The 20,677-nt window shown below is 38.2% G+C and carries 18 protein-coding genes and 1 tRNA gene; 6 read left to right on the top strand and 13 right to left on the bottom strand.

Going from position 1 to position 20,677, the window contains the following annotated elements; all coding sequences use genetic code 11:
* Positions 1 to 6: 6 nt before the first annotated feature.
* The 8 genes from AC5SLP_RS03190 to AC5SLP_RS03155 all read right to left on the bottom strand — a co-directional run bounded on the left by AC5SLP_RS03190 (position 7) and on the right by AC5SLP_RS03155 (position 7,019).
* Entirely contained in the window at positions 7 to 219 is a 213-nt protein-coding gene (locus tag AC5SLP_RS03190; protein ID WP_495253677.1) for a DNA-directed RNA polymerase subunit omega, read from the bottom strand.
* Positions 220 to 240: 21 nt separating this feature from the next.
* Positions 241 to 957: a UMP kinase gene (gene pyrH / locus AC5SLP_RS03185; protein ID WP_495253676.1), complete on the bottom strand. Its 717-nt coding sequence runs from the start codon at positions 955 to 957 to the stop codon at positions 241 to 243.
* A 66-nt stretch (positions 958 to 1,023) separates the two neighbouring features.
* Positions 1,024 to 2,244 (bottom strand): murein hydrolase activator EnvC family protein, encoded by a 1,221-nt coding sequence (locus AC5SLP_RS03180; protein WP_495253675.1) that lies wholly within the window; start codon positions 2,242 to 2,244, stop codon positions 1,024 to 1,026.
* Positions 2,241 to 3,050, bottom strand: a complete 810-nt coding sequence (locus AC5SLP_RS03175) for a cell division protein FtsX (RefSeq protein WP_495253674.1) — start codon at positions 3,048 to 3,050, stop codon at positions 2,241 to 2,243. The genes AC5SLP_RS03180 and AC5SLP_RS03175 overlap by 4 nt, the downstream gene beginning before the upstream one ends.
* Positions 3,037 to 3,708, bottom strand: coding sequence for a cell division ATP-binding protein FtsE (locus tag AC5SLP_RS03170; protein ID WP_495253673.1), 672 nt, complete (start codon positions 3,706 to 3,708; stop codon positions 3,037 to 3,039). The genes AC5SLP_RS03175 and AC5SLP_RS03170 overlap by 14 nt, the downstream gene beginning before the upstream one ends.
* Positions 3,692 to 4,870, bottom strand: a complete 1,179-nt coding sequence (gene trmB / locus AC5SLP_RS03165) for a tRNA (guanosine(46)-N7)-methyltransferase TrmB (RefSeq protein ID WP_495253672.1) — start codon at positions 4,868 to 4,870, stop codon at positions 3,692 to 3,694. The genes AC5SLP_RS03170 and trmB overlap by 17 nt, the downstream gene beginning before the upstream one ends.
* 9 nt (positions 4,871 to 4,879) lie before the next feature.
* Positions 4,880 to 6,112 (bottom strand): fibronectin type III domain-containing protein, encoded by a 1,233-nt coding sequence (locus AC5SLP_RS03160; protein WP_495253671.1) that lies wholly within the window; start codon positions 6,110 to 6,112, stop codon positions 4,880 to 4,882.
* The gene (locus AC5SLP_RS03155) at positions 6,039 to 7,019 is read right to left on the bottom strand and encodes an RluA family pseudouridine synthase (RefSeq protein ID WP_495253670.1); all 981 of its coding nucleotides are present in this window, start codon (positions 7,017 to 7,019) and stop codon (positions 6,039 to 6,041) included. The genes AC5SLP_RS03160 and AC5SLP_RS03155 overlap by 74 nt, the downstream gene beginning before the upstream one ends.
* Positions 7,020 to 7,076: 57 nt before the next feature.
* On the opposite strand from AC5SLP_RS03155, the gene AC5SLP_RS03150 reads away from it, so the two are divergent.
* The 5 genes from AC5SLP_RS03150 to AC5SLP_RS03130 all read left to right on the top strand — a co-directional run bounded on the left by AC5SLP_RS03150 (position 7,077) and on the right by AC5SLP_RS03130 (position 11,797).
* Entirely contained in the window at positions 7,077 to 8,183 is a 1,107-nt protein-coding gene (locus AC5SLP_RS03150) for an FtsW/RodA/SpoVE family cell cycle protein (RefSeq protein WP_495253669.1), read from the top strand.
* An 80-nt stretch (positions 8,184 to 8,263) separates the two neighbouring features.
* A tRNA-Ile gene (locus tag AC5SLP_RS03145) sits at positions 8,264 to 8,340 on the top strand.
* Between the two features lie 50 nt (positions 8,341 to 8,390).
* Entirely contained in the window at positions 8,391 to 8,861 is a 471-nt protein-coding gene (locus tag AC5SLP_RS03140; protein WP_495253668.1) for a hypothetical protein, read from the top strand.
* Positions 8,862 to 9,007: 146 nt separating this feature from the next.
* Positions 9,008 to 10,345, top strand: a complete 1,338-nt coding sequence (locus AC5SLP_RS03135) for an NAD-binding protein (RefSeq protein ID WP_495253667.1) — start codon at positions 9,008 to 9,010, stop codon at positions 10,343 to 10,345.
* Positions 10,346 to 10,357: 12 nt separating this feature from the next.
* Positions 10,358 to 11,797, top strand: coding sequence for a TrkH family potassium uptake protein (locus tag AC5SLP_RS03130; RefSeq protein ID WP_495253666.1), 1,440 nt, complete (start codon positions 10,358 to 10,360; stop codon positions 11,795 to 11,797).
* Between the two features lie 30 nt (positions 11,798 to 11,827).
* Here AC5SLP_RS03130 and AC5SLP_RS03125 read toward each other — a convergent pair whose 3' ends face one another.
* On the bottom strand, positions 11,828 to 13,093 hold the full coding sequence (locus tag AC5SLP_RS03125; RefSeq protein WP_495253665.1) for an aminotransferase class V-fold PLP-dependent enzyme: 1,266 nt from the start codon (positions 13,091 to 13,093) through the stop codon (positions 11,828 to 11,830).
* A gap of 69 nt (positions 13,094 to 13,162) precedes the next feature.
* Here AC5SLP_RS03125 and AC5SLP_RS03120 point away from each other — a divergent pair, with 69 nt between their 5' ends.
* A complete protein-coding gene (locus AC5SLP_RS03120; RefSeq protein WP_495253664.1) occupies positions 13,163 to 14,182 on the top strand; it encodes a sensor histidine kinase in 1,020 nt (339 codons plus the stop codon).
* Positions 14,183 to 14,197: 15 nt separating this feature from the next.
* Here AC5SLP_RS03120 and dnaE read toward each other — a convergent pair whose 3' ends face one another.
* The 4 genes from dnaE to AC5SLP_RS03100 all read right to left on the bottom strand — a co-directional run bounded on the left by dnaE (position 14,198) and on the right by AC5SLP_RS03100 (position 20,589).
* The gene (dnaE, locus tag AC5SLP_RS03115) at positions 14,198 to 17,743 is read right to left on the bottom strand and encodes a DNA polymerase III subunit alpha (RefSeq protein WP_495253663.1); all 3,546 of its coding nucleotides are present in this window, start codon (positions 17,741 to 17,743) and stop codon (positions 14,198 to 14,200) included.
* Positions 17,744 to 17,873: 130 nt separating this feature from the next.
* A complete protein-coding gene (locus AC5SLP_RS03110) occupies positions 17,874 to 18,377 on the bottom strand; it encodes a hypothetical protein (RefSeq protein WP_495253662.1) in 504 nt (167 codons plus the stop codon).
* A 113-nt stretch (positions 18,378 to 18,490) separates the two neighbouring features.
* Positions 18,491 to 20,194: a cache domain-containing protein gene (locus tag AC5SLP_RS03105; protein WP_495253661.1), complete on the bottom strand. Its 1,704-nt coding sequence runs from the start codon at positions 20,192 to 20,194 to the stop codon at positions 18,491 to 18,493.
* Positions 20,191 to 20,589, bottom strand: coding sequence for a PAS domain-containing protein (locus AC5SLP_RS03100; protein ID WP_495253660.1), 399 nt, complete (start codon positions 20,587 to 20,589; stop codon positions 20,191 to 20,193). Before AC5SLP_RS03100 ends, AC5SLP_RS03105 begins: the two co-directional genes overlap by 4 nt.
* Positions 20,590 to 20,677 lie beyond the last annotated feature (88 nt).

Genomic DNA, 20,677 nt, shown 5'->3' with positions numbered 1-20,677 from the left:
ACTTGCTTAAATATCGGTAATGGATTCTAATTTGATTTTGCCTTCTGCAATTTCCAAAAGAGCAATATCCGTAAATTTCTGCTTGTTTTTATCGGCTTTGACAAGAGGTTCAGCGCCATTAGATAACTGATCGGCTCTTTTTGATACAAGCATCACCAATCGATAGCGATCTTGGCCTACAAGTGCTAATGCTTTTGCTGTAATTTCTTCTGTTCTCATTGTTTTTTTCCTTGCGTTTATTTATTTTCGAACGATAGAGCAACTCTCTAAATTGCCCTCAATAATTTTTAAAAGATTCCCTTTAGCAAACATATTGCACACAACAATAGGAAGGTTGTTGTCTTTTGCCAATGCAATAGATGTATCATCCATCACTTTAATCGCATCGTCCATTGCTCTGTCATATGTCAATTCCGCCAGTTTTTGTGCATCTAAAAATTTATTAGGATCTTTATCGTAAACACCATCTACTTTGGTTGCTTTAATAATCATATCAGCCCCTATTTCGATAGCACGAAGTGTCGCAGCTGTATCGGTTGTAAAAAAAGGATTTCCTGTTCCTGCTGCAAAAATGACAATTCGCTCTTTTTCAAAATGGCGTTGTGCGCGTCTGACAATAAATGTTTCACAAATAGCTTCCATTTTAATAGCACTTTGAACGCGGACTTCCATACCGACATGCTCCAATGCTTCTTGCATAGCAATGCTATTAATAACCGTTGCCATCATTCCCATATAATCACCGCTTGTGCGTTTAATGATTCCATCTTTTGCGGCACTGACACCACGAATGATATTCCCACCACCGATGACAATACCGACTTCAATACCGTGAACAACAAGCGACTTAATTTCATCTGCAATAAATTTTAAGATTGATGTATCAATACCAAATCCATTTTCTCCAGCAAGTGCTTCGCCAGAGAATTTCACTAAAACCCTTTTTCTCTTCTCCATCGTGTGTAAACCTTTCTTTTCTAGGCATAGAAAACGTCTCTATTGTACCCTAAGAGACCTAAAAAGTTACTTTGCAATCAGTTCTAGTGGATCAATGTGAAAATTCTTTTGTGTCACTTCAAACGTTAAGTCATTATCAACCCGCCCGATAATGTAGCCTTTTTTGATTTTTTGCCCTACTTGAATCGTTGGCGCAATTTTTGAAAGGTGTGCGTAAATGGTATGAATCTCATCGCCATTTTCAATAATGACAACTTTTTCCATAGAGGCAGTGTCTTTTGCAAAAATAACTTTTCCATTTAAAACACTCTTAACCGTTGCATCAGGAACATTCGACGCAAGCACTACCGATTCATTAAAAATTTTAATTTTATAAATAGGGTCAATATAATCTCCAAATCGTCTCTTCACAGAATAGCTATCTAGTGGAGAGATGGTTCGTTCTCCCACATATTTTTTAACATTACTGTTTTGATACGATGAGCCTATTTGTCTGATGCCAGATTCACCAACATTCCCTGGTGATTTGTCACGTTTAGCATTCTTCTCCGCTAAAACTTTATTATCTTCTTGAACTTTAATAATTTTGAGTTTTTCAAGGGTCACTCTTAATTCATCTCGCTCTTTTTGAATATCATCAAGCTGCTTTTTATAATCTTCTTTTTTTGCATTCAAAGCGATAATGGAGCTCTCACGCTTTTTTTCTAAAGAGACCAACTCATCTTTTTTATTTTTAGCACTTTGTATTTCACTATGAATACTCTTAATCTCTTGGCTTTGAGAGTAGATTTGTTCATTGACTTGTTTATAATCCGTGGCAAGCTTTCCGAACTCTTTACGCATAATCGTATCCATTTTTTGGAGGACTTCATCCACAAGAATACCATCTTCGTTATCAAGATAATCGCTGTCTGAAACGAGATAAAACGAAAAATCTTCAGCAATAATTTTAATAATTTTCTGTTCTAAATCTTTTTTTTGAGAAGAGAGAAGCTGTGTATCTTTGGTAAGTTTATCGAGGTATTCATATTTACGTTGTACGACTTCTTGTGAATCATTAATATTTTTACTTAAATCATCAATTTTGTCTTTTATTTTTTCGATATTCTTTTCTTCATTGACAATATCATTAGCAATATCTTGTAATTTACCGTGTATTTTCTTTTCGGTCTGCAACTTCTCTTCAAGTGTTTTTGATTTTTCGGTAATCTTCTGGACTGTATTGGAAGCTGAGAACGCCAATAAGGGCAGAAGAAGTGAAGCGACTCCTAAAAGCCTATAAATCATACACGTCCAATCTTGCGAGCAACAATTGTCACTGCAACCAAAGCAAAAAGAATCGATGCGCCTATCAATGTGCCGCCTTCATATAAAAAATCAAACGGAGGAATCACAATATCCAGTTCATTAGCAAAAGACTGTACAATGCTAAGTCTTGGTGCAATAGAATAAATCAGGCACACACACAAAGCACTGGCTAAAGTATCGACGATAGTCATGCGATATAACATTGCGCTTTTCATAAAAAAAGATGCGCCAAAGAGTGTCATAATCGACATACGTCTATTGTGTTCATAAATCCAAATGCGAATTTGCTTAAAGATAAGAAGTATCGCAACCAATGCGACAAATAAAGCAAAAATATAGACCATTGATTGCAGTAACAAAAACATTTTAAACATTTTTTCATGGGTTTTTGCAAACGTTTCTATTCGCGTAATAGTGTTAATTTCCAATAATTTTTGCTTAATCGCTTCAATACGTTTTTTATTAGGTAAAGACTCTAATTTGAGGGAATAAAATTTAGGAAGAGCTACTTGTAACAGTGCCAAATTTTTAGAAGACATATCATTTTTAAGACGATCAAGAATCTTTTTACTGCTAATTTCAGAAACAGATTCAATCTCTGGCACATGTTTTCGTAATTCGTCTTCTTTGAGTTCAGCTGATGAAACAACTACGATAGAGTATTCATTGACTATTTTTGAAGCATAATCATTGACAATACTTTTAATCACGGTTGTAAACTGAAAAGAAAACAGTAAAACAAAGCCTGAAATAAAAATGGAAAAATGGCTACTAATTGACCTCATGTAAGACGCCACCTTCTAGAAAATAGTGTTTATAATCAATTCCCAATGTTGAAGGAATATTATGCGTTACGACAACCACCGTTGTGCCTAGATGCTCTTTGGCACCTTTGAGTAAATTCCAAATCACTTCACTGGAATAACTGTCTAAATTTCCGGTTGGCTCATCCGCTAAAATGAGGACGGGATTATGCGCTAACGCTCGCGCCATAGCCACACGTTGCTGTTCACCACCACTCAGCTCGTAAGGATACTTATTAATTTTATGCAACAATTTAACGTGCTTTAAAAGCTTATGGGCTTGCTTGACACACACACTTTTAGAAAATCCACCGATAATAAGCGGCAACATCACATTTTGTTCCACACTCCACTCATCGATGAGTTTATAATCTTGAAAAACAACACCCAAATAGCGACGTAAAAGGTTGAGTTTGGAGCTGCTAATATTCTTCAAATCCACACCACACACATTGAGCTCACCATGATTAGGCAGTAACTCACCGTAAAGCGATTTAATGATCGTTGATTTGCCACTCCCACTCTTTCCCGTAATAAAAACAAAATCTTGTGCTTTAATAGCAATACTAGCATCCGTTATGACAGGCTCATCGCGTTCATAACTGATATTCAAGCCATTGGCTTTAATCACATATTCCATGAAACCACTTTTCTATTAAGATATGAGCAGCACTGTTGCTTTTCGTTGCTAAAATCGCATCAGGCAGATACGACACCTTCGTTTTATCTATCAAAATATAACACTTTTCATTCCGCTCATTTGCTCCAAAAGAGAGGCGAATGAGTCCAGAAGTATCGTCAATCTTGAATATCTCTTCAAAATGCACGAAAAAATCCTCTCCACGTAAAAGTTCATCGTGAAAAGCGGCATACACTTTTGCAAAATTCACACTTTGTGAAAAATGAAGCGTTGAGATACCGGAGATTGCCTCTGAAATACTCTCATTGGTTAGAGTAACATCATAAATATTCTTATGCATTTTTCGCCATCGATCTTCATACTTACTCGTAATCTCAAGATCGGCATTCTTTTTCACATGCACATTTGCGCGTGAGAGTTGCATCATTTGTGAAAATGAAAATTCAAAATAAAGCTCACTATCTGTTCGAAGTTCTAGTGTACCATTTACATGTAAAGTACGCAATGCTTCTTCAATAAATCCAGCTGAAAAAACACGTCTGTGTGGTTTTTTATCCCAAGGTACAGGAAAATGCACAAAAATGCGCCCCACACAATTAGAAGGCAAAAACTCCATAAAGAGTCTCGCATCGTAATCAATCACCAAAATATTTTCAATGGATTGCAATTCACACTGCTTTAAAACTTGCTCAATGGAGGGTTTATGAATTTCTAAACCGATGAATTGAATCTGAGGATTTTTTTTTGCTTGATGCAACAGATGCCTGCCGCTACCAAAGCCTATTTCTACCCAAATTTCACGCTTCGTATCAAACGAATGTGCAAAAAAATCAATCTCTTTAAGGTACGGCGAATGTTTTACATGTAAAAACTTTTTAGGTTCAATATTGGAGTGCGTAACCTCTGCTTCATGCATATCACGAAAATCCATCAAGACTTTTTGTAAAAAAGAGGCTTGCGTCGGACGAGTGACTTTATCGCCTTTTACGAGGAAACCACCTTCTGGTTTGGGCGTGATTCGAATTAATAACTCTTCTTCTTGATGTGAAGCCATCACCAAGGTATTTCCTCTTGGTGAAGAAGCTTCAAAATGAAACGTCGTTTCATTGTAAGAACAAGGATAGGTTAGCTTTTTGAGTGTCGTTGTATGAAAATTTGGCATAACCTACTTTTATTCCTTTGGAATCGTAATCAATACACTATCAGAAGGATTGGATGCGATACCAAATTTATCAATAGCAATAATATTATATTTGTACTCTACCCCTGGAACGGTATCCATGTCTTGGTAATTGTTCTCAAAGATACCTGTAAAATTTTGCTTTTTAGTGCTACCACCACTTTGGAATTCTTTGGTAATAGTATATTTAACGGTATTTTGGTCACCGCTCCATGAAAGATAGATAGACCTGCCATCGTGCTTCACAGCGTTTACCACAGGCGCAGCAAGTGCAGCAAGGGTTGTTCCCATAATGGCAGCATCGGGTTGTTGTGATTCTAAGCCATCGGCATCAACCGCAACAACTTTGTAGTAATACGTTTTACCATTTTCATTGACTAAATCTTCAAATTCTGTATTTTTTGTTCTTCCATGGTAACTGTAAAACAAAGATGACGTGGGAGAGCGATAAATTTTATAATGCGAAAAATCACTTTCACTCGCAGGATTCCATGTCAAAACGATTTTTTTAGGCAAATCCGTTGTTGCTTTGACACCGGTTATCTGTTTTGGCAGAGGTTTGGTGTGTGCTTCTACAATTTCGCTTGGTTTAGAAATAATATCGTCGTATGTTTTCACTTTAATGCGATAACGATAAACGTAGTTATCTTTTAAGTCTTTGTCAATATACTCCGCATTTAATCGACCATTCACACGCCCTACTTCTTCCCATTTCGTCGATTTGAACTCATTACGCTCAATAATATACGCCTCAACGCGATCCATCGGATGTGGTCTCCACACCAATTTGACACGATTAGGCAATCCTGTAATTGCTTTAACAAACGAAACAGATTCAATCTTACCGGTTGTCGTAACAGTGATAATAGGGCTTGGTTCAGACTCGCGTTTCTCTGCGCTAAATGTTGTCATTCGATAACTGTATTGTGTATCGGGTGTTAATTTTGTATCAACATAATGGGAAGTGTATTTATCGTGAATGGTTGCAATTTTTTTCATTTTATTGCCGTCCATACGGTACAAATAATACCCTTCAACCCGCTCACCATAAACAGGCGTCCATTCAAATCCAATTTCCGTAATGTCAGGTAGCGTTCGAATCGTTTCTATACGTGGAAGCGAGGAATCAATCACAGGCTCTTTAGGTGTTTCAAGAGTCTTTTCGCAACCATTTATCATCAAACTTAAAGCCACTAACGATGCTATCCAAAGTGATCTTTTCATCTATTTCTTCCTTCTTAAAATGGTGTGTCAAATAAGTATTAAAATCGTCCCATAACGGTGCGTGTACTTGTAAAAGCTTGCCAGTTTTGGGATGGTTTAAATACAAAATATACGCATGTAACATAACTCTTGGTATTGTACCATTTTGGCTCTTAAAGCCGTATAAACTATCGCCAATAATATGGCGTGAAAGGGCATTGAGGTGCACGCGAATCTGATGCGTACGCCCTGTAAAAAGTTTTGCCGCAATCAACTCTTTTTTCCCATCATTGGAGAGTGCCAATTTAGTAAACGCACTTTTTGCATTGCGCCCTTCTTTAACCACCGCCATTTTTAAACGATGATTGGGATTACGCCCGATAGGAAGTTCTACAATCAAATTCTCCTTTAAGGGCACGTCAATAATGGCTAAATAGTATCTTCCCATGCTCTTATCTTCTAATTGTTCTGCTAATTTAACATGAGCTTCATTGTTTTTGGCAATGACTAACGCACCGCTCGTTTCTTTATCGATACGGTGGACGATGCCATGACGCTCTTCTCCACTAATGGTTGAAAGTGAGATGCCTTTATGCTGTAGCCAATCCACCAAAGTGGCTTCTTTGACACTTGGGGCGCCATGTACGGTCAGAAAAGGCGGTTTATTGATAATTAAAAGATCATCATCTTCATACAAAATAGGCACATCAAATTCGATACGATATGCTGATTGGCTTTTAGGAGCTTCAACAAACTCATACGTAATGACATCACCGTGTTGTACTTTGTAGCTGCTTTTATAACTTTGTGTGCCATTAATTAAAACACCTACGTTTTTTACGAGTTTTTCGACTTGATTGCGAGGAAGATTCAGCGCTTCACTCATAGCAACATCAAGGCGGCTGGACTCTTTACATGTAAACTCCATCCGTCTACTTTCCTATCATTTTTTGATATACTTTTGAAAACTTTCCAAAGGAACTTTGTGTTTCAAATTGATAGGCGCATCTTAACACATTTTGATTTTTTAATTCCTATATTGGTCTTACCTATCATTGCACTTTCGTACTTTCTTATCGACGAAGCTAATGTTGCACTCTCGAATAAACAAATTGTCTACTATGCCGTAGGCTGTTTGGCATTTGTTATTTTTTTTATTATCCCGATTAAAAAGATTGAATGGGTCATCCCTTTTTTTTATTGGGTCACGGTTGTACTGCTCCTGAGTGTTGATTTTTTTGGAATAGCAAAACTCGGGGCAAGGCGTTGGCTAGAGATTCCGTTTGTACACTTTACCATTCAACCCTCTGAAATTTTCAAACCTGCATTTATCCTGATGCTCGCCTATCTTATCAAATACAATCCGCCCGATGAAGAGGGCTATGGGTGGAAGTCTTTTTTCAAACTCAGCTTTTATATCCTTTTACCATTTGCACTTATCGCCAAAGAACCCGATCTTGGAACGGCTATGATTTTGCTGCTCTTAGGCTATGGTACGCTTTTTGTTATTGGCGTCAATAAGAAAATATGGATTACGTTAGCCATTATCGTTGGACTGAGCAGTCCTATTCTCTACAATAGTTTACATGATTATCAAAAACAACGTATTTCAGATTTTCTCTCCGACCAACCAAGCTATCACGTCAAACAATCGATTATTGCCATTGGCTCAGGAGGACTAACGGGAAAAGAGCGCAGTGAAGCAACTCAAACACATTATAAATTCTTACCGATTGCAACCAGTGACTTCATTTTTGCGTACACCGTTGAGAGACTTGGTTTTTGGGGAGCACTCGGACTCATTGTCTGTTACGCTCTTTTGGTGATTCACCTTATTACGCTCAATTTTAAACTCAAAGAAGACTATTTTGCACAAGTGATTACCAGTGCTATTTCATTGCTCATTTTCTTTTATATGAGCATTAATATCGCCATGACCATTGGCTTGGCACCCGTGGTAGGTGTGCCGCTTCCGTTTTACAGTTATGGCGGTAGTAGTTTTATTACTTTTTTTGCACTTTTTGGTATTTTAGAAAATCTATTAGCATTTCGTTTTGACCCAACCTACCGTTCAATTAAGTATTCCTTGTAGCGCCCTATTTAAGGCTATTTTTTGGAAGTTTTTTATATTTATTTAACAATAAAAAGGGTACAATTTCACTCTTTAAATTTGGGTCCTTAGCTCAGTTGGTTAGAGCACCCCGCTCATAACGGGGTGGTCGAGTGTTCGAGCCACTCAGGACCCACCACTTATGCCTGAATTTTGGATTACTGAAAATTATAGATAAAGGTAAACACGATGAAAAAAATAACTTTTTTTCTTGCATTACTCACACACATGACACTTTTTGCCGGTTTTTTAGATGATTTGATTGGGAAAGACAAAGCGTTTCTTGAAGCAAATGGATTTAAATGTACTGATTTTTCTTGTGTGACAAAAGATCAAAATTATTTCAATATCAAACTTTTAGACAATGCTGTTGAGTATGTTGAAGTATATAGCAATGACAAAGATGAAGTGTATAAGATTGCTATTTATCTTTATCAAAACGATAAACTGAAAAATAAAGAGCTTGATGAAGCGTTTTATAAAGCACTCACAAAAGTCAATGAGAAATCTAAACTTGCGTATGATTTAAGCAAAATCAGCGATAAATTCGGTAATGAAGCGCTCATTACCATCACAGACACAAAACGAGCCAATGCATTTATGAATGTTATGCGTGAAGCATATATTGAAAATATGAAACAATTTAATGAAACAAGGTAGTCTTTTTTAAGACTTCTTGTTTTTCCTTCGTAAGACTTTTTTCTTCTTTGCTTTTCTTTGAGTGACGCTCTCTTGTTTTTTATCAGAATGTGATACAATACTTTTTTAACGTTCATTACAATTACTAATATGAGAGACAGATTTTTATGCAAGTGATTATAGCAGGAGCAGGAAGAGTTGGCTACAATATCGCCAAACATCTTATGCACAACAACAGCGTTACCGTTATCGACCAGAATGAATATGCCATCCAAAATATACAGGAAAACCTTGATGTTTTAGGCATATGTGGCAATATTGAAAACCCTCACACGTATCTTGGAATTAACCAACAAGTTGATCTTTTTATCGCCGTGACCGATTCCGATGAAGTGAATCTTCTGTCGTCACTGATTATTGATAATATTGCAACGGTTAAACGTAAAATTATTCGTTTAAAAAACACCTTCTTTGCCAGCGATCAAGTCAAAGCAAAACTGAACATCAATGAGACAATCGTACCCTCCTTTGAAGCGGCACAACCTTTTAAATACTTGGTTGATTTTTCTCACGCACACAATGCTAAATCATTCAATGATACCAAAGCCCTTTTAATTTCAATTCGTCTTAAAGAAGATTTTACACCCCGTATGATTTCTACCTTTATAGGAGAAATTAGTGGTGAAGTGGCCGTTGCGGGTATTGAGAGAAAAAAAGAGTTTTTTGTTCCAAAGCCTGTTGAGACTATACTGCCGGGTGATCTTATCTACTTTTTTGCTTTTCCAAATGCCATTTTATCGCTTCGCACCACCGTATGTGAATTTAATGAACCTTCCACGCCGATTAAAAACTGTGTCATTTTTGGAGCAGATGCATTGGGTGTTGAGATAGCAAAAGTCCTTCTTAAAAAAGGGATTGACGTTCAAATTATGGATAAAAATATCGAATTGTGCCGTAAAGCCAATATCGAACTGAAAAACAAAGCAACCGTTTTAAAAACAACCTATGATGCCGACCATATCAACACAACACGTTTTGATACCGATATGTTCATTGCCGCGACCAAAAACGATGAATATAACATCACAAAGTGCATTGAAGCGAAGCAAAAAGGCATTAAAAAAATCATTGGAATTAATAACGACATTGCCTACTCTTCTTTGATGCGTAATCTCAACATTGAAGTCGTACGAGGGGAAAAAATCAATGCCTACTACTCTATTTTAGAGCGTATCCAGTCCAATAATATCTTCACACAAAAGAAATTCTGTGGTGGCGAAGGTGCTATTTTATTACGAAAAATTGACTCAAATTCACCTCTTCTAGGTGAGAAGCTTCCCCTTCCCGATAAAGTCGATGATAAAGGGCATTTTATTGTCCTAAGAGACAATGACATATACGAGTATAGACTCATCAATGAATTTCAACGCGATGATGTTATTGTTGCCTTTACAAAAGAGCTTGATTTTGACCTTGTAGCAAAATGGCTACAGCAGAACCCTTAATTAAAGTATCCCATGAGTATTAAAAGCATTCTAAAGTTTGTATCCGCTGTTGGACTTGTTGTTTTTTTCCTTTTTCTCATACCGCCACTTATAGGCTTTTTTTATAACGAAGATGTCTTCATCTACGCTGTTTCAATGTTTGCATTGTTTGTCATTAACCTCTCTATCTTTTTAATTTTAAAAAATGATGCCATGCATCTTGGTATCAAAGAGAGTATTATCTCTGTAAATTTTATTTGGATACTCCTTGGTATCGGGGGAGCTATTCCATTGGTTCTCTACACGAAAATCGACTTAGCAGGTGCCTTTTTTGAAGCCATCAGTGGTTTTACGACCACGGGAGCCAGTGTTTATACCAACGTAGAAATCCTACCAAAATCCATTCTTTTTCATCGAAGTTTAATGCATTGGATTGGGGGTATTGGTATCATTGTGCTAGGGGTTGGTCTTTTACCTCTCATCAATCCAAGCGGCTCACTAAGTCTCTTTAAAGCAGAATCCACTGGTATTTCGATGGATAAAATTACACCGAAAATCAAAGATACCGCCAATCGTATTTGGGCGGTGTATATTTTGTTTACCTTGCTTGATTTTGCGCTTTTAATGCTCTTTGGTATGAACTGGTTTGATGCAATCAATCATGCTTTTGCAACGATTTCAACAGGAGGTTTTTCGACACGAAATGCTTCTATTGGTGCATTTAGTGATGGTGTTATCTGGACAACAACCTTTTTCATGGTTATCTCAGGTATCAACTTTTTAGCACATATTCGTCTGTTTAAAGGCGAAAAAAATTGTTATAACACAGAAGAAACCAAATGGTATATAGGGCTTATTATTGCCCTTTCTATGATTTTATCACTTATTCATGTCAATACCAGTGGCGACTCTTTTTACACGTCGCTGATGCACTCATTTTTTACCGTTTCAACCCTGGCGACAACCACAGGATTTGCCTCAACGGATTATGAGTTATGGGGTCAAACGGCAATGATGATTGCTATTTTTGCGATGATGATGAGTGCCAATACCGGCTCAACGGCTGGTGGTATCAAGATGATTCGTTATATTCTCTTCTTTAAAAATATAGCATTAGAAATAAAACGCTCGATTCAGCCCGATGTTATCACCTCTATTTTTGTGGATGGAAAGCAAATCAGAAGCTCTATTATCAACTCTATTTTTGGCTTTTTTGCGCTCTTCATCTTGACAACATTTTTAGTGATGATGTACTTATATGCAAGAGGCTATGATTTTATGACCGCATTTAGTACTGCAATCGCTACGATAGGCAATATTGGTCCGGGTCTTGGGCTCACAGGCCCTTCGCAAAATTATGCTTTCTTTTCATGGTACGATAAATTGATTCTCTCTTTGGCAATGATTATCGGAAGACTTGAGTGTTATACTGTTTTTATGATGTTAAGCCGTAGCTTTTGGAAGAAGTTTTAACCTCTTCCAAACGTTTACATGTAAAAAATCTTAGTGATTTTTGCGTAAAGCTTTTACTGTAGTTTCAATCGCTTTTAACAAGCGGTCAATCTCTTTTTTCGTGTGGGTAAAATGGATACTGATGCGAAGCCAACCGGGCTTTTCATCAAAAGACTGTCCATCTTCTAAAGCCAATAAGTCGTGTCCATAAGGCCCTGCACAACTGCATCCCGCTCTGGTTTGAATACCAAAATGCTCCGATAAATACTGAGAAATGGTGTAAGGATTAATCCCTTCAAAATTGAGTGAAAAAATCGGCAATTTTTCTTGAGAATATTTACAATAGAGTTTCACACCCTCAATCAAACGTAAACGAGAACCAAAGTAAAATTTGAGTTCTTCTTCAGCCGCATAGATTTTATCAAGCCCGATGGCATTACGTAAGTTATACGCTAAAGAGGCTTTGATAAATTGTAAAATTGCAGGTGTTCCCGCATCTTCAATGCATTCAATATCACTTAAAAAGTTATGAGATATCCGTGAAACATAGGCCACGGTTCCACCCCCTGCGAAAGTTGGCTTGGTATCGGTGCATAACTCTTTTTTCATCACCAAAAGCCCGCAAGAACCTACACCGCCTAATAGTTTATGCGGAGAGAGAAACAAGGCGTCATAATAATTGCAATCGACATTAATGTAAGGTGACGCCGCTGCCGCGTCAAGGCATAAAATTCCCTTATAGCGCTTAACCAGCGTATAAATACTTTTATAATCACTCACAATGCCCGTCACATTAGAAGCCACAGAGAACGAAGCAATAATCTCACGATTTTTATAGGCCTCTAGTTTCGTTTCCAAAACACTAATATCAATTTTTTCATCCAAATCAAGTGGAATGCGCACTACTTCGCATAGTCCCTCGCGGAAGCTCAATTCATTGGAATGGTGTTCATACGGACCAATAAATACAACAGGAAGATTTTCAGGTTTATGCCCATAACGCTTAAGTGTACGCGGTGGTATATAAAGTCCCATCAATTCTTGAAACTTTTTAATTGCTCCTGTCGCCCCTGTACCACAGGGAAAAAGGTAAAAGCGTTCATCCACAGCCAATGCTTTTTTCAAATCGCTGCGTGCCTTTGCATAGTATTGACTTGTTTTTATGGCACTTGAAGCGACTTCAGAGTGGGTATTGGCATACGTTTTTAAGATTTCTAACATCTGTTTTTCGATAGGTTTATACCCCTGCCCTGAGGCAGTATAATCAAAATAGAGAATATTTTTATCTTTAATAATATTTCTTCGTATCTCTTTCACTACGTTTCCCAAAACTTTTTTGGGTATTATACCTTTAATAAACATTTAAAAAGATGATGGGAATCAAAAATGATTGATGAAAATTTGCTCAATAGTCTTAGTGCCAAAGAAAAAGAGCTTTTTAAACAAGGTCTTGAGGACCTCATTAACCAAACGTATGTTATTGAAGATGAGTATAAAAAACTGGGTGTTTCGTACAATGCGCTTCAAGATATTATCCGTCAAATCATTGAAGTACAACCCAATGCACTTTGGGTATTTGATAAAGAAGGAACCATTTTTCTGCAAAACAGCGAAGCTAAAAATATCGGTGCTCTTTTGGACAATGTGCATCTCCAAGAAGAGACTCAAGAGATTGATTTTGAGGGAAAATCTTATTTGTTAAAAAGCGTGCAACAGGGCGATAAAAAGATTATTACCGCCACTGACATCACCGAAGGAAAGCGCCAAGAGCGTCTCGTTTCCATGGGGCAAGTGGCGGCACATCTTTCACATGAGATTCGAAACCCCATAGGTTCAGTCTCTTTGCTCGCCTCAACCCTACTCAAAAAAGTTGATCCAAGCGTCAAACCCTTGGTCACGGAGATAAAAAAAGCGATTTGGAGGGTTGAGCGTATCATTAAAGCAACGTTGCTTTTCACTAAGAGCGTGCAAATCAATCCCAACACGTTCTCCTTAGCCCACTTTACCAAAGAGTGCGAGCAAGCCATCGCGCTTTACTCGTATACGAAAGAAATCTCATTTCAATTTGATTTGCCAAACACAGAAATCAGAGGTGATTTTGAGCTTTTAAATGTGGTTTTGCAAAACTTCATCTTTAATGCCATTGATGCTATCGAAGAGTCAGACAATGAAACAGGAACCATCACTCTTACGTTTCAAGAAGATGACCAATATATGATTTTACATGTAAAAGATGATGGTAAAGCCATTGAGAATAAAAACATCCTGTTTGAACCGTTTAAAACAACGAAAACAAAAGGCAATGGATTAGGGCTTGCGCTTTCATTGCAGATTATTCAAGCCCATGGAGGTAAAATTGACCTTCTTGAAAACCCTAAAGGCTTTGCCATTAAGATTCCGAAATAGTTTTACATGTAAAGGCTAAACAACCTTTACATGTTCCATAGCCGCAATTTTTTCATCCAAACTGTCATCCACGCCAAAAGCGGTTTCGATGAGCACATCTTGCAATTTAGAAGTGATAATAAGATGCAAAGGTCTTCTACCAGGACTTTCTCTTACAACCTGATACAATCGTTCCAACAGCGCCACATCATCGCTTAAGTCACAGACCAAGACTTTAGGATCAAGTGGAATTTCAATAACTTTGGTGTCAATCTTCTCTTTTTTTGCTTCATCCAAATCCATAATTTTAAGCACGCGCATTTTAACGCCCTGCTCATCATTACTGACTTCTACTTTAAAACAAAGTGGTTTTTCGATATCCAGTTTATTGAGATTTTCCAGTTGTTTTTCAAAAACTGTCAGTTCCATGCTGCCGTGAAAGTCCATTAAAGTGATGATGCCAAACTTATTGCCTTTTTTACTGATTTTTTCGCTAATCGCTTCTACTTTACCAATAAACAGCGCTTTGGAGCCATCTTCTATTTGTTCTTTTTCACTGGAGAGGGTATAGCTCATCTGGTCAATTTCAGCTCTAAACGCATCCAAAGGATGACCTGAGATATAAAAACCTATGGTCTCTTTTTCCAAATCCAGCATGGCTTTATTGTCAAATTCAGGGATGTCTTCGATTTTCACTTGAACGGTCACCATCTCTTCATCGTCACCAAAGAGAGAGTACTCTGCCATCTTCTTTGCACGATTACACTCAGCACTGGCTTCAATAATCACATCAATGCTTTCAAGCAATGCGCGTCTGCTATGCCCAAAGTCATCAAAGCTTCCCGATTTGATAAACGATTCAAGGACTTTTTTATTGACTTTTGAGCTGTCGATACGTGAGATAAAATCACTCATATCGGCAAAGGGTCCTTCTTCTCTGGCTTCTAAGATTTTACTAATCGCAGCATTTCCAACACCTTTAATCGCACCCATACCAAACAAAATCGCCTCTTGCCCATCGGTATCGGTAATCGCACTAAATTCAACCAAAGAGTGTTGGATAGACGGTGGTAAGAGTTTAAGCCCTAGACGTTTTACCTCATCAATATATTTGACAATTTTGTCTGTATTATCTTGTTCTGATGTTAAAAGTGCCGCCATAAATTCTTGCGGATAATAGCATTTTAAATAGGCTGTCTCAAAGGTTACCATCGCATATGCAGCGGAGTGTGATTTGTTAAAACCGTACCCTGCAAATTTTTCAATCAATCCAAAAAGCTCAATGGCATGGTCACGATTTAGCCCTTGTCTTACAGCGCCATCGGCAAACTCTTCGGCTTTTTGTTTCATATAATCAATTTTTTTCTTACCCATCGCACGACGAATCAAATCCGCTTCGCCAAGGCTAAATCCGCCAATGGCTTGAACGATTTGCATAACCTGTTCTTGGTAAACGATAACGCCGTATGTCGGCTCTAAAATAGGCTTAAGGGGTTTGGTGAATTCATCAAAAAAGTATTCAATCTCTTTTTTACCATTTTTACGGTCAATAAAATCATCTAACATCCCTGATTCCATCGGACCTGGGCGATAGAGTGCCAAAACCGCAATTAAATCTTCAAATAAACTTGGCTTCAAGCGTTCATTTAAAGACTGCATACCGCTGGATTCAATCTGGAAAAGCCCTACCGTATCACCACTTTGAATCAACTCATACACTTTAGGGTCATTCATATCAATGGCATTAAAGTTAATCTCTTTGTTATAACGCGCCTTAATCAGTTTGAGCGCATTATCAATCACCGTTAGGGTCTTAAGACCCAAGAAGTCGAATTTAATTAAGTCCACATCTTCAAGGTAATTCAGTGAATATTGTGTCACCAAATGGTCTTCACCCGAAGGCTGATACAATGGCGTTTTATGCCATAACTCTTCATCACTGATGACAACACCCGCAGCATGCATTCCCGAGTTTCGGTTCAATCCTTCGAGTGCTAAGGCAAACTTCCAAACACGTTGCATTTTAGGATTACTTTCGATAAGTTCACGCAATTTTGGCTCTTTTTGATACGCGCCTGGCTTATACCCCTCTTCGCCCTCAACACCGATACCATTAAGCGTAATGCCGAGTTCATCGGGAATGAGCTTTGCCATAGCATCCGCTTCGGCATAAGGAATTGCCAGAACACGCGCAACGTCACGAATAACACCTTTGGCTAAAAGCTTACCAAACGTGATGACTTGCGCCACATTGTAGCGTCCATATTTTTCAACCACATAATCAATAATTTCGCCCCGTCTGCTTTGACAAAAGTCAATATCAATATCGGGCATACTAATACGTTCTGGGTTTAGAAACCTCTCAAACAGAAGGTTATAGGGCATCGGGTCGATGTCGGTAATGAAGAGTGAATAAGCAACCAAACTACCAGCTGCCGAACCACGTCCCGGACCTACAGGAACGCCTCTGCTTTTTGCTTCACGAATAAAATCCCAAACGATAAGCATGTAGCCTGGAAACTTCATTTTACAGATAATATCAATCTCGCGCTCCAGCCTGGCTTTATACTCTTCGTGCTTACTCTCATCTACGAGTTCAAGGCGCTTTTTCAAACCCTCTCTACAATGATACGCAAAGAAATCATCATCGCTTTCAAAACTAAGCCCCTCTTTTGCCGCATACTCTTTCATAAACTTAAATTTAGGCGGTGTTGGGTCGCCCAGCTTTATCTCTAAATTACATTTATCCACAATCTCTTGCGTATTGGAAATCGCTTCAGGGATGTCCGCAAATAAATCACTCATCTGCGTAGGCGATTTCACATAAAACTCATGGACAGAGTGGCGCAAACGATTGGGGTCATCAAACTCTTTGTTCATCGCGATACACATAAACGCCTCATGCGCTTCGGCATTGTCTTGCTCTAAATAGTGCGTGTCATTGGTTGCAATAACTTTAATGCCTGCTTCTTTAGCCAAACGTAAAATATCATCGTCGATAAAATGTTGGTCGGAAATTCCATGACGCATGATTTCCAAGTAAAAATCTTCACCGAAAATATCTTTGTATTCAAGGGCTATCTCTTTGGCTCTCTCATATCCTCGCGCACCGAATTGAACATTTCGCTTATTATTGAGGTTTAGGTGCCAGTTCACTTCCCCTTGCAAACATGCCCCCGAACAGACTAAACCTTCAGAGTGTTCTATCAGCATTTTTTTGTTGATACGAGGATAGTAATAAAAGCCTTGAATGTAGCTCATCGAAGAGAGGTACATGAGATTTTTATAGCCAATTTCGTTTTTAGCATATAAGCAAAGGTGAAAACGCTGTTTGGTTGTTTTATCGCCAATATCATCTTGATTATGGATATACGCTTCCATACCAATAATCGGTTTGATGCCTTCTTTACGCATTGTCTTATAAAAATCAATTGCTCCAAACATGTTGCCATGGTCTGTTATGGCAACCGATGTAACACCTTGTGATTTGAGTTTTTTTGCTAACTTGCCTATTTTATTGGCGCCGTCAAGCAAGGAGTATTCAGTATGTAAATGTAAATGGGTATAAGGAATTTCGCTCATAAGTTCTCTGTTAAATATAGTTTTTTTAATTGTACCCAAAGAGGACTTAAGAGGGTGTAAGAGGTGCCTTTAAAAGCTTTACATGTCATTTTACATGTAAAGCTTTTACCCAAGCCAAACAGGGATTTTTTTAGGCAGATGTTGATGTAGACTCGGATTCTAATGCAGCGATTTGTGCTTGATAGGATGCAATAAGGGCTTCTTTGATTTGAATATCTTTATTGCCTTGCGCATCGCCTTTAGAATCTTTTTGTGCCGCAGCAATCTCTTTTTCAAGCGCAGCGATTTTTTTCTCTAACGCTTCAATTTGATCTTCTACACTGCTGCTCGAACTTGACGCACTACTGGTTCCTGAAGTGGCACTTGCGCCCCCGCTTTGTGTGCTGCTGGATGAACCTGTCGTTGAACTTTCGCTTGATGAGCCATCGCTTGTTGTGCTTGAGCTACTACTCTCGCTACTTGCCGCTAATGCTTTTGCTTCGTCCGAAATTTCAACGGTATCGACAGGAATACTGCTTGAAGTCGCACTCGCTTCTTCTGTGTTGGCACTACTCGTTGAAGATACAGTATTGTTACTGGTACTATTTTGATTGACCAGAACTTGGGTTGCATTTAATGGGTTGATGGTACTCATGTCCATCTCCTTATACTTTATTTGCCCCAAAGCTATATCGGAAAATTATTCAAAAAGTGAAGGGAAAAGAGCGTTACATGTAAAGTAAACCTTTTTACATGTAACGCATTTGATTAGTTTAAGCGGCTCATAATATGCAAGATATCATCTGTCTTTTCTTGAATTTCTTCCACATCCGCCGTGAGTGTAGTCATCTCTTTTGCATTGGTACTCATCTTGGCTGAACTATCCACAATACCGCCCACGATGACACTAATCGTAGCTTGAATTTGTGTTAGGGAATGATTGGTCTTGTCTGCAAGTTCGCGAATATTATCCGCAACAACCGCAAATCCACGCCCATGTTCACCCGCTCGCGCTGCTTCAATCGCGGCATTGAGCGCTAAAAGGTTGGTTTGATCTGCGATATCGCCTATCATGTTTAAAATATCATTGACCTCTTTAGCGTTTTGAGAAAGAGTACTGAGCGTATCGGCTAGATGTTGTTGAACAGAACCCATCTGTTGCATGGAGGACGTTGTTTTTTTCACAATGCGATTCAGTTCACTCAGTGGCTCATTTTTAATGGTCGTCACAGAATCGCTGAGCTGTTGAGCATTGGCTTGTATTTGAGAACTTTGTTCGGCATTTTCATGAATCATTTTGGCTAAAGCACTGCCGAGCGCATTGACACCATCGACCAACTCTTTTAATTCACCGTTGGTTTCAATTTGAATCGGTTTACTAAAATCACCCTTTTGGAAGTCATGCAATGAAAAGAGTGTCGCATTCATCACTTCATTGACCTTGGCAATCATTCTATCAATTTCAAAGGAGAGGCGATTGGTTAAAAAGTTCGAAGAGATATACGATGTTTTATTGTTCATAAACCCATTAGACATTTTTGAACAAATAATGAGAACTTCACCTACCACGCGAACATCATCCAAACGAAGTTTTTCAAAATCTTTAAACGTCTTATCAATCACACTCACCGTCGAGCCAATTTCATCGTCGGCATGGTCATCTAACGTGGTATCAATAAGATTTTTCTTATTGGTCACATACAATCCAAAATCTTCAACATAGTGTTTGAGATTTTGCATACGACTTCCAATTAATTTTTGACTCAAATAACGGGATAACAAAGAGAAAAGAAGCACGACCACCAACAAAATAATGCTATTGCGAATCACTAATGCCATCAAAGCATCATCCAATGTTTGTTTCTCTTTGGCAACCAATGCGTCGATATCATCGGCATAAACACCCGTACCGATAATCCATCCCCATGGTTTAAACGCTTCTACATAAGAGATTTTTGCTTGTGGGGTGCTAAATCCTGGTTTTTCCCACATATAATGCACAACCCCTTTGCCCTCTGTGGTCGCAACCTTGACCATTTCATTGAATAAAAATTTACCGTTAGGGTCTTTGGATTGACTCAAATTTGCGCCATCAAGGGAAGGCTTAATGGGATGCATAATCATCACAGGCGTAAAATCATTAATCCAAAAATACCCGTCTTTTCCAAAACGAAGCTCCTTGATAGCCATTTTCGCTTTATCTTGGTAACGTTTTATGACTTCAGGCTGGCTCTTATCAGGCTCTTTTTGAAGGGCTACATACGAAGCGTTGAGTACTTTTAGCGCAATTCCCACTTTATCGGAAAGTGCCTCCACTTTTTCATGGGTCATCACTGAACGAATCCCCTCTAATCGTGCAGTTTCATCCTGTTTCATCAAAACAACCACTACAATGGTTGAGACAACTGCTGTCAAAATCAAAGAGATAATTACGAGCATTGTGACTTTAAATTGAATACTAAGGTGCTTCATACTCTCCCCTCGCTTGCACGCATATCGCGATAGATTTTAGTATAACGTTCAATTTCTTCCCTGCTTGCCATCTTTCGTACAGAGAGATAATGATCTTTTCCAAAAGGAAAAATAGTTGCATACACCCAATAAAATTGATTGTTTTTTGTACGATTTTTAACAAACCCTTGCCAAACGTCGCCTTTTTGAATGGTTTGCCACATTTGCTTAAAAGCAGCCTTTGGCATGTCGGGATGACGAATAATATTATGCGATTTACCAATCAGTTCTTCTAAGCCATATCCTGAGACAGAAACAAAGGCATCGTCGGCGTAAACAATAACCCCTTTTGCATCGGTTTCAGATACCAAAATGGTTGTTTCTTCCAACACAATTTCATCGCCAATTGTCTGCATCTTTGATCCTCCATTTGCGGTCTTTTAACGATTATAGGGTGTGTTAGTTTAAAATATATTAATTCCGTATTTCAAAATGACATAATAT

It is taken from the genome of Sulfurospirillum sp. E15m (genome assembly GCF_059415145.1).
Note: the sequence above shows the minus strand (reverse complement) of the source record. Positions and strands in the feature narration are given on the sequence as shown.